We start from the raw sequence: 9,174 nt of genomic DNA on the forward strand, positions 1-9,174 counted from the left end.
TGCCCGCGGGCGTGCTTACTTGAGGTGGTCCACCAGCTGGTCAGCGATGCCCGTGTACTTGCCGGGCGTGAGGGCGAGCAGCCGGGACTCGGCGTCGGGGGAGAGGCCCAGGCTCTGGACAAATTCCTGCATCCGGGCGGCGTCCACACGCTGTCCGCGGGTGAGGTCCTTGAGGCGCTCGTACGGGTTTTCCATGCCTTCGACGCCGGCGATCGCTTCGGCACGCATGACCATCTGGATGGCCTCGCCCAGAACTTCCCAGTTGGTGTCCAGGTCCCCGGCGAGCACGTCTTCGGCAACATCGAGGCGGTCAAGGCCCTTGGCCACGTTGGAGATCGCCAGGAGGGAGTGGCCGAACGCCACACCGATGTTGCGCTGGCTGGAGGAGTCGGTGAGGTCGCGCTGCCAGCGGGAGGTCACCAGCGTGGAGCCCAGCACGTCCAGGAGGCCGGAGGAAATTTCCAGGTTCGCTTCGGCGTTCTCGAACCGGATGGGGTTGACCTTGTGCGGCATGGTGGAGGATCCGGTGGCGCCGGCCACGGGGACCTGGGCGAAGTAGCCGATGGAGATGTAGCTCCACATGTCCGTGCAGACGTTGTGCAGGATCCGGTTGAACCGCGCGACGTCGGCGTAGAGCTCGGCCTGCCAGTCGTGGCTTTCGATCTGGGTGGTCAGCGGGTTCCAGGTCAGGCCCAGGCCCTCGACGAAGGACTTGGCCACCTGCTGCCAGTCAGCGCCGGGGACAGAGGCCACGTGGGCTGCATAGGTGCCGGTGGCGCCGTTGATTTTGCCCAGGTATTCGGTCCCCGCGATCCGGTCCAGCTGGCGGGTCAGGCGGTGCGCGATGACGGCCAGTTCCTTGCCCAGGGTGGTGGGCGTGGCCGGCTGGCCGTGCGTGCGGGACAGCATGGGGACTGCGCGGTTGTCCTCGGCCATCTTGCTGATCTGGGCAACGAGGGCGCGTGCGGCGGGCAGCCACACGTCCTCCACAGCACCCTTGACGCCCAGGGCGTAGGAGAGGTTGTTGATGTCCTCGGACGTGCAGCCGAAGTGGACCATGGCGGTCAGGTTCTCGATGCCGATGGCGGGCAGCCGGCGGCCGATGTAGTACTCCACAGCCTTCACGTCATGGACGGTAACGGCTTCGATTTCGGCGAGCTCGGACACCGAGGCGGAGTTGAATTCGGTGACGATCGCGCGGAGCTTTTCCTGCTGTTCCGCGGTGAGCCGGCCTGCGCCGGGAAGGACATTGTTGCTGGTCAGGTGGATGAGCCACTCGACTTCCACGGCCACGCGGTCACGGTTCAGGGCTGCCTCGGACAGGTAGTCAACGAGGGGCGCAACGGCGGACTGGTAACGGCCGTCCAGCGGACCCAGGGCGATCTGGTCCGGTGACGCGGCGAGGGCCAGGCGTCCGGAGGGCGTGCGGGTATCAGCTGTGGCGGCAGTTTCAGGCATGTGCTGATTCTTTCATGAACTCCTCACTGCCGCTTAAGCGGTCCGTCGCATGTGAACAGCGGCGTGACTTGTCCACATAGCCGACGGCGGTGCTTCCGTCGTGGGGGCGGCGTTCCGTAGCGTCGGGGTTCAGGAGTTGGCCTTGACTGACGAGAAGTTCGGGCGGGTATCCGGGAGGGGGAACGGGCATGGGCAGTGACGCGACGGCAGCCGACATGGCGGCATGCATGTCCCGAGGTTATGAGGTTCAGCAGTTGGCGGCCCGGGTTGACCTTTGCTTGGGGAGGGTGGAAAAGGTCCTCGGCGGCTTTCGCGAGATCCAGCTTTTGGACTGGCAGTCACCTGCCGGGAGGGCGTACAGGAACTCGGTGGCGTTGCAGGAGGTGGCTCTTGGAACGGCCAGGGTACGGCTTGAGGACGCGTTGGCTTCGGTGAGACGCCATGCGCAGGCGGTGGGAATGTCCGCCGGCAACCCGGCGGGGCGGTACTGATGGCCGAGGTGACGCCATCCGGCAGCGGCGGTCCTATCCAGCTGACAGGGCCTGCCGTGGACGGAGGCATGGAAATCAGGGGCGGCGTTGGTGGCATCAGTTTTCAGTTGGAGGAGCTCGTAGGCGGCGCGGACAAGCTCGAGGCTGCTGCGGGGGAGCTGGCTGCCGTGGAAGTGGAGGTTCGCCGCATCTGGGAAGACCTGTGCCCGTACCAGGATGAAGCGCGTCCCACCGGAACGGCGGCCCTGATGGACGTCGGGGAGGCCCAATGGAGCGTCCAGGCGGTTCGGACGGAGCTGCAGGGAATCAGCAGCCAGGTGCGGGACTGCAAAAGAGACTACGAAACGGCGGAAGCGTGGGCGGGATTCTCGCGCGGAATTGGGGGCGGCCTGACGAGCTCCGAAACCCTTGGCCGGCAGGCGGTAGACCTCGGCATGGGTCCGGTTCCCAACAGGGAAGTCACGGAACTCGCCGTGGGACCTCTTGCGATTGCTGCCTTGCTGGCAGTCTCCCCGGAGCGCTTTTGGGTAGCGCTTGCGGCAGACATGGCGGCGGGCAGGCATATTGCGGCGGCGGTACCTTTGCTCGCCGGTGTGTCCGGGCGTTCAAACCGCATCCTTCAGCCGCGTTCGGTCACGTTGGAAAAGAAGGAGACGCTGCCCATTGAATTCGACGGTTCTCCGGCTGCGTTGTTGGAACGGGCACGGATCATCGATGAACGCGGTGAAGGCTACATCGAAGTCGTCGAAGTGGATAACGGGGAACAGAAGGCCTACGTGGTGGTCATTCCCGGAACGCAGGCCGGAGGTGAAATGGGCGGCGTTAATCCCTTCGACGAAGCCGGCATCGTTGAAGGGCTGGGCCACAACTCCGCAGAAATCAACGCGGCGGTGCTACGGGCCCTGCAGGCAGCCGGCGCGGAAAAGGGGGCACCCGTAGTGGCCGTGGGTTACAGCCAAGGTGGAATCCATGCAATGAACCTGGCGGCCAACGATCTATTCCTTAACGAGTACGACATGAAATTTGTCCTCACCGCAGGGTCTCCCGTGGGTGGCATTGTTCCGGACGCCGACGTCACTGCTCTTCACCTGGAGCACCGGCAGGATTGGGTGCCCGGCAGTGACGGCACACCGAACCCGGACGCCCGAAACCGGGTTACGGTGACCCTGAACAGCCCAGTAACCACGCCCGAAGGCGGCGAATTCGGTATTGGGCCGGGCCACAATCTCAACAACTACCAGGGAGCCGCGCGGCTCGTCGCAGCAAGCGACGATCCCTCTCTGACGGCGTCAACCGCGGTTCTTGGCGGCGTCCTGGGGGCAGGCGGCACGGCAACGGCCACCCGCTTCGCGCTGTCCCGTTCGAAGCCTCCCGAGACCGCGCTGGCCCCTGGGGCGGTGCCAACGCCCATGGCGCAGGCGCCACCTCAGCCGCCGCAACCCTCAGCGCAACCGTCTTCACCCCAGCCGGTGCGACGTGATAGTCCGGTGCCGGCGCCGCAGCCGACACAGCGCTAAATGATGCTGCCAGGCAATCCGGCCGAGCAGATCAGGCTCGCCGGTCAGCGCCTACCGGCGCCTGTCAGCCGCCCGGCAACCAGCGAAATGAGGGTGATGATGATGGCCGCGAGGACGGCCGTCCAGAAGAACGAATCGATGGTGAAGTTCACCGGCGTGTAACTGCTGAGCCAGGACGTCAGGTACAGCATGGCGGCGTTGATGACGATAGTGAACAGTCCAAGCGTGAGGATGGTGATGGGCAAGGACAGGAAGCTGACCAGGGGGCGGACAAACGCGTTCACCACGCCGAAGATCAGCCCGATAAACAGGTACGCGAGAACGACGCCGATGGTCTCCGTGCCCTGTGTGACGCCCGTGGTGGCCACCGCCTCGGTAGCGGCGGAAGTTGAGATATCCAGGCCCGGCAGTATCCAGCTGGCAATCCAGAGGGCCAGCCCGTTGATAAGGACTCGAACAATAAAAGAGCGCATAGGCCCATGCTGTCACACTGCCCTGAGCCCCGACTGGGCGCCCACCCGGCCCGTGCCGGTCAGGCGAAGTAGGCTAGTTTGCATGACTTCATCAGAGATCCTGCCTGGCGAAATCCGGCCGCGCCCCGTGGTTAGCCGGCTACCCCGGTACGCTGCAGGAAAGCCTCCCGTCGCCGTGGATGGGCTGGCCAGCTACAAGCTATCCTCGAACGAGAACCCCCTGCCCCCTCTTCCGGCAGTGCTGGAGGCAATTTCCAACCAGACGGACTTCAACCGCTACCCCGATCCCCTCAGCAGCAAGCTTCGTGCGGCGCTCGCCGAATTCCTGGCAGTGCCGGCCGAGGACGTGGTCACCGGCGCCGGAAGCCTCGGCGCCCTCAACCAGCTGCTGTCCACGTTCGCCGGCCAGAACGACGACGGCAAAGCGGACGAGGTGATCTATGCGTGGCGGTCCTTCGAGGCGTATCCCATCAGCGTGGGCCTTGTGGGTGCGGAGAGCGTCCGCATTCCGCTGACGGCCGAGGGACGCCACGACCTGGATGTCATGGCTGCAGCCGTAACGGTCCGCACCAAAGTCATCCTGCTCTGCACCCCGAACAACCCCACCGGCCCCATCCTGACCACTGCCGAAACGGAGCGGTTCATCCAGGCGGTCCCGTCCGACGTCGTGGTGGTGATTGATGAGGCGTACCAGGAGTTCGTCCGCGCCAGCGATGCCGTGGACGGCATCGCGATGTACCGCAAATACCCGAACGTTGTGGTGCTCCGGACGTTCTCCAAGGCACACGGACTGGCGGGCCTGCGCGTGGGCTACAGCGTCTCGAACCCCGCGCTGACCCAGTACTTGCGCGTGGCGGCCACGCCCTTCGCCGTGTCACAGATCGCTGAAAATGCAGCCATTGTGTCGCTGCAGAACTACCCCCTGGTTGTAGAAAGGGTACAAAGCATCGTGGACGAACGAGCCCGCGTAGCCTCCGGACTGCGTGAACTCGGCTGGTTCGTACCCGAGGCGGAGGGCAACTTCGTCTGGTTGAACCTGGGCGAAAACAGCTTGGAATTTGCCGAACTGGCGGGCACCCAGGCGCTTTCGGTGCGAGCCTTCGGCGGCGAAGGCGTGCGGGTCAGCATCGGGGAGGCAGAGGCCAACAGCCGGTTCCTCGATCTCTGTGCAAACTATACAAAGGCGCCACGACGTTCCTAGCGCTTAACATGCATCAGGAGCGGCACCTACTGAAGATAAAGTAAGGACCAGTAAGCCAATATATATGCCAACACGGGAATGCATTCCTCTAGCGGCATATATCCCAGCGACATTGCAATGCATCCGCATGCGGCAAGCAAGGAGACGGTATGGGCGCCACACATCTGCCCTCCACCGAGTTCGATGAGACAGCGGCAGACGACCAACTCGAGGCTGAGGCCGAGGCCCAACTGGGCAGTCCGGCCGAGCCTATGGTGCAGCTGCTGGCGCCTGACGGGACCTTGGGGACGGATCCGGTCTTCTCCGCGTATGCGGATCGGCTGGACGGTGAAAAGCTGCGTGGCTTCTACGCTGACATGGCCAAGATCCGCCGCTTCGATGTGGAGGCAACCGCACTCCAGCGCCAGGGCCAGCTGGCGCTGTGGGTCCCGCTGACCGGCCAGGAGGCCGCGCAGATCGGCTCCGGGCGGGCCAGCCAGCCGCAGGACTACATCTTCCCCACCTACCGCGAGCATGGCGTGGCGCTGACACGCAATGTCGACCTCGCGGAGCTTCTGCGCCAGTTCCGCGGGGTTTCGAACGGCGGCTGGAACCCGAAGGACACCAACTTCCATCTTTACACCCTGGTCCTCGCCGCGCAGACGCCGCATGCCGTCGGCTACGCAATGGGGATCCAGCGGGACCAGAAGGCGGCCGCCGCAGTCGCCGCGGATGGGGCGCAGGACCGGCCGGCCGAGCCCAAGGCCGCGGTGATGGTCTACTTCGGTGACGGGGCCAGTTCCGAGGGCGATGTCCACGAATCCATGGTGTTCGCCGCCTCCTACAACGCGCCGGTGGTGTTCTTCTGCCAGAACAACCACTGGGCCATCTCCGTTCCCAGCTCGGTGCAGACCCGCATTCCGCTATCCAACCGCGCCAAGGGTTACGGATTCCCGGGAATCCGGGTGGACGGCAACGATGCGATCGCCGTCCACGCAGTGACCGAGTGGGCGCTCGAACATGCCCGCGAGGGCAAGGGGCCGGTGCTGATCGAGGCGTTCACCTACCGCGTCGGTGCGCACACCACGGCTGATGACCCCACGAAGTACCGGAAATCCGCCGAGGAAACCCTGTGGCGGGCCAAGGATCCGCTTGACCGTCTGGAAAAGTACCTCCGTGCCCAAGGGCTGGCCGATGACGCGTTCTTTGACCAGGTCAAGGCCGACGGCGACGAACTCGCCGCCTACGTCCGCAAGACCACCTACGACCTCGAGACCCCGGACATCCGGACCGCCTTCGCCAACACCTATGTCGAGGCCCACCCCCTGGTGGCCGAGGAATTGGCCTGGTTTGAGGAATACAGTGCAGGTTTCGCCGAAACGCCGGAGCACAACAGCGCTGAACCTGGCAGCCCGGACCCGGATGATGCAGCGACAGGAGTGGCCCGCTGATGACCACCATGACCATAGCCAAGGCCATTAACGAGGGCCTGCGCGCAACTCTGGACAACAACCCGCGGACCCTGCTTATGGGCGAGGACATCGGGGCCCTGGGCGGCGTCTACCGCGTCACCGACGGCCTCCTCGCGGAGTTCGGCGCGGACCGCGTGGTGGACACGCCACTCGCGGAGTCCGGCATCATCGGCACGGCCATCGGCCTGGCCCTGCGCGGCTACCTGCCCGTCTGCGAGATCCAGTTCGACGGGTTTGTGTTCCCCGGTTTCAACCAGATCACCACCCAGCTGGCCAAGATGCACGCCCGCAGCAACGGCAACCTCACCGTTCCCGTCGTTGTGCGGATCCCTTACGGCGGCGGTATCGGCTCCATTGAGCACCATTCGGAATCACCGGAGGCGCTGTTCGCCCACACCGCAGGCCTGCGCATCATCACACCGTCCAACGCCCACGACGCGTACTGGATGACCCGGCAGGCCGTGGAGTGCCAGGACCCCGTGATCGTCTTCGAACCGAAGCGTCGCTACTGGCTCAAGGGCGAGGTCGACACCCAGAACCCCGGCGCGTCGGCCGACCCCTTCAAGGCACACGTGCTCCGCGAGGGCACGGACGCCACCGTGGTGGCCTACGGACCGCTCGTGCCGGTCGCCCTCGCCGCTGCCGACGCCGCTGCCGAGGATGGCCACAGCATCGAGGTCATCGACCTGCGCTCCATTTCGCCGATCGACTTCGACACCGTCACGGCGTCCGCCAAGAAGACAGGCCGGCTCGTGGTGGCGCATGAGGCACCGACCTTCGGCGGCATCGGCGGCGAGATTGCTGCCCGGATCAGCGAACGTGCATTCCTCTCACTGGAGGCTCCCGTGATCCGTGTGGGCGGCTTCCACATGCCGTACCCGGTGGCCAAGGTCGAGGAAGACTACCTCCCCGACATCGACCGGATCCTCGAGGCGCTGGACCGCGCCCTGGCCTACTAGGCGCAGGCACCTTTCCCGCTCACGCTTCCCGCTCACGCTTGCCGCGAAAGAGGACATCATGACTCTGAACAAGTTCAACCTGCCCGACGTTGGCGAAGGCCTTACCGAGGCGGAAATCGTCGCCTGGAAGGTCAAGCCGGGGGACACAGTTGCCATCAACGACGTCCTTTGCGAGATCGAGACCGCCAAGTCGCTCGTTGAGCTGCCGTCCCCTTTCGCCGGCACCGTCACCGAACTGTTGGTCCCCGAGGGCGTGACCATCGACGTCGGAACCGCCATCATCAGCGTCTCTGACGCCGTCTCCGGTGACCCGACGCCGGCCGATGTCCCGGCCCCTGAAACTCCCGTCCAGCCCCTCTATGGCAAGCTTCCCGCGGACGACGGCGGCACTTCAGGCAGTGCCCTGGCCGGCGGTCCGCTGGTGGGATCGGGCCCCAAGGCCGACGCCGTCAAGCGCCGTCCCCGGAAGGCGGCACCCGCCGCCCCGGCCGGGTCAGCCCCGGTCCCGGCGATTTCGACAAGCTCAGTCACCGAAAACCTGGCGGTCAGACCTGTCGAGACCCAGGCAATCACCGAAGCCGTCGATAACCGGCCCACTCTCGGCGGAACGATCACAGGGCTCGTGAATCGCGTCCTGGCCAAGCCGCCCGTCCGCAAGATCGCCCGGGATCTGGGGATCGATCTCGCCGATGTGGTGGCCACCGGCTCCCGCGGCGAAGTCACGCGCGAGGACCTGGTCAGCTACCAGTCCCAGCGCGATGCAGAGCTGGACCAGGCCGAGGGCTTCTGGGGCAAGGCAGGCAAGCCCCAGGACCAGCGGATTGAACGGATTCCGGTCAAGGGCGTCCGCAAGGCGACGGCCAAGGCGATGGTGGAGTCGGCTTTCTCCGCGCCGCACGTGAGCATCTTTGTTGATGTTGATGCCAGCCGCACCATGGAATTCGTCAAGCGGCTGAAGGCTTCACGCGACTTTGAGGGAATCAAGGTCTCCCCGCTGCTGATCCTGGCCAAGGCCGTCATTTGGGCCGCCGCCCGGAACCCCAGCGTCAACGCCACCTGGGTGGACAACGTGGACGGGACCGACGCCGCCGAGATCCAGGTCAAGCACTACATGAACCTCGGCATCGCTGCAGCCACCCCGCGCGGGCTGATGGTGCCGAACATCAAGGATGCGCAGGACCTGTCGCTCAAGGAGCTGGCGCTGGCGCTGAACAACTTGGCCACCACGGCCCGGGCGGGCAAGACACAGCCAGCCGAAATGCAGGGCGGAACGCTCACCATCACCAACATCGGTGCGCTTGGCATTGATACCGGAACGCCGATCATCAACCCGGGTGAAGTGGCCATTGTTGCCTTCGGAACCATCAAGCAGAAGCCCTGGGTCCTGGACGGAGAGGTCATCCCGCGCTGGATCACCACCCTCGGCGGCTCCTTTGACCACCGGGTGGTGGACGGGGACCTGTCCGCCCGCTTTATGGCCGACGTCGCCGCGATCCTTGAGGAGCCAGCGCTCCTGCTGGACTAGGACTGCGCTGAACTAAGCGCCATTTGATTGGCCGGTTCGGGTATGGCCGCCCGAACCGGCCCCTCAACCTTTTTCAGTGGGCATCCGACGATCCGGTTT

The 9,174-nt window shown here is 65.2% G+C and carries 7 protein-coding genes; 5 read left to right on the top strand and 2 right to left on the bottom strand.

Features of this window, described 5'->3' with window-relative positions; genetic code table 11:
• Positions 1-15: 15 nt before the first annotated feature.
• Positions 16-1,458: an adenylosuccinate lyase gene (gene purB, locus NG698_RS18570; protein WP_058930721.1), complete on the bottom strand. Its 1,443-nt coding sequence runs from the start codon at positions 1,456-1,458 to the stop codon at positions 16-18.
• A gap of 559 nt (positions 1,459-2,017) precedes the next feature.
• On the opposite strand from purB, the gene NG698_RS18575 reads away from it, so the two are divergent.
• Positions 2,018-3,466 (top strand): hypothetical protein, encoded by a 1,449-nt coding sequence (locus tag NG698_RS18575; RefSeq protein WP_252611511.1) that lies wholly within the window; start codon positions 2,018-2,020, stop codon positions 3,464-3,466.
• Between the two features lie 44 nt (positions 3,467-3,510).
• Here NG698_RS18575 and NG698_RS18580 read toward each other — a convergent pair whose 3' ends face one another.
• The gene (locus NG698_RS18580; RefSeq protein WP_252599645.1) at positions 3,511-3,939 is read right to left on the bottom strand and encodes a phage holin family protein; all 429 of its coding nucleotides are present in this window, start codon (positions 3,937-3,939) and stop codon (positions 3,511-3,513) included.
• 82 nt (positions 3,940-4,021) lie between these two features.
• On the opposite strand from NG698_RS18580, the gene NG698_RS18585 reads away from it, so the two are divergent.
• The 4 genes from NG698_RS18585 (at position 4,022) to NG698_RS18600 (ending at position 9,075) form a co-directional block, all read left to right on the top strand.
• On the top strand, positions 4,022-5,140 hold the full coding sequence (locus NG698_RS18585) for a histidinol-phosphate transaminase (protein ID WP_252611512.1): 1,119 nt from the start codon (positions 4,022-4,024) through the stop codon (positions 5,138-5,140).
• A 149-nt stretch (positions 5,141-5,289) separates the two neighbouring features.
• On the top strand, positions 5,290-6,570 hold the full coding sequence (locus NG698_RS18590; protein ID WP_252599643.1) for a thiamine pyrophosphate-dependent dehydrogenase E1 component subunit alpha: 1,281 nt from the start codon (positions 5,290-5,292) through the stop codon (positions 6,568-6,570).
• Positions 6,570-7,550: an alpha-ketoacid dehydrogenase subunit beta gene (locus NG698_RS18595; RefSeq protein ID WP_252599642.1), complete on the top strand. Its 981-nt coding sequence runs from the start codon at positions 6,570-6,572 to the stop codon at positions 7,548-7,550. Before NG698_RS18590 ends, NG698_RS18595 begins: the two co-directional genes overlap by 1 nt.
• Positions 7,551-7,608: 58 nt before the next feature.
• Positions 7,609-9,075 carry a dihydrolipoamide acetyltransferase family protein gene (locus tag NG698_RS18600; protein ID WP_252599641.1) on the top strand — a complete coding sequence of 489 codons (1,467 nt, stop codon included), beginning with the start codon at positions 7,609-7,611 and terminating at the stop codon, positions 9,073-9,075.
• Positions 9,076-9,174 lie beyond the last annotated feature (99 nt).

The organism is Pseudarthrobacter raffinosi, assembly GCF_023913735.1.
Taxonomy (GTDB): domain Bacteria; phylum Actinomycetota; class Actinomycetes; order Actinomycetales; family Micrococcaceae; genus Arthrobacter; species Arthrobacter raffinosi.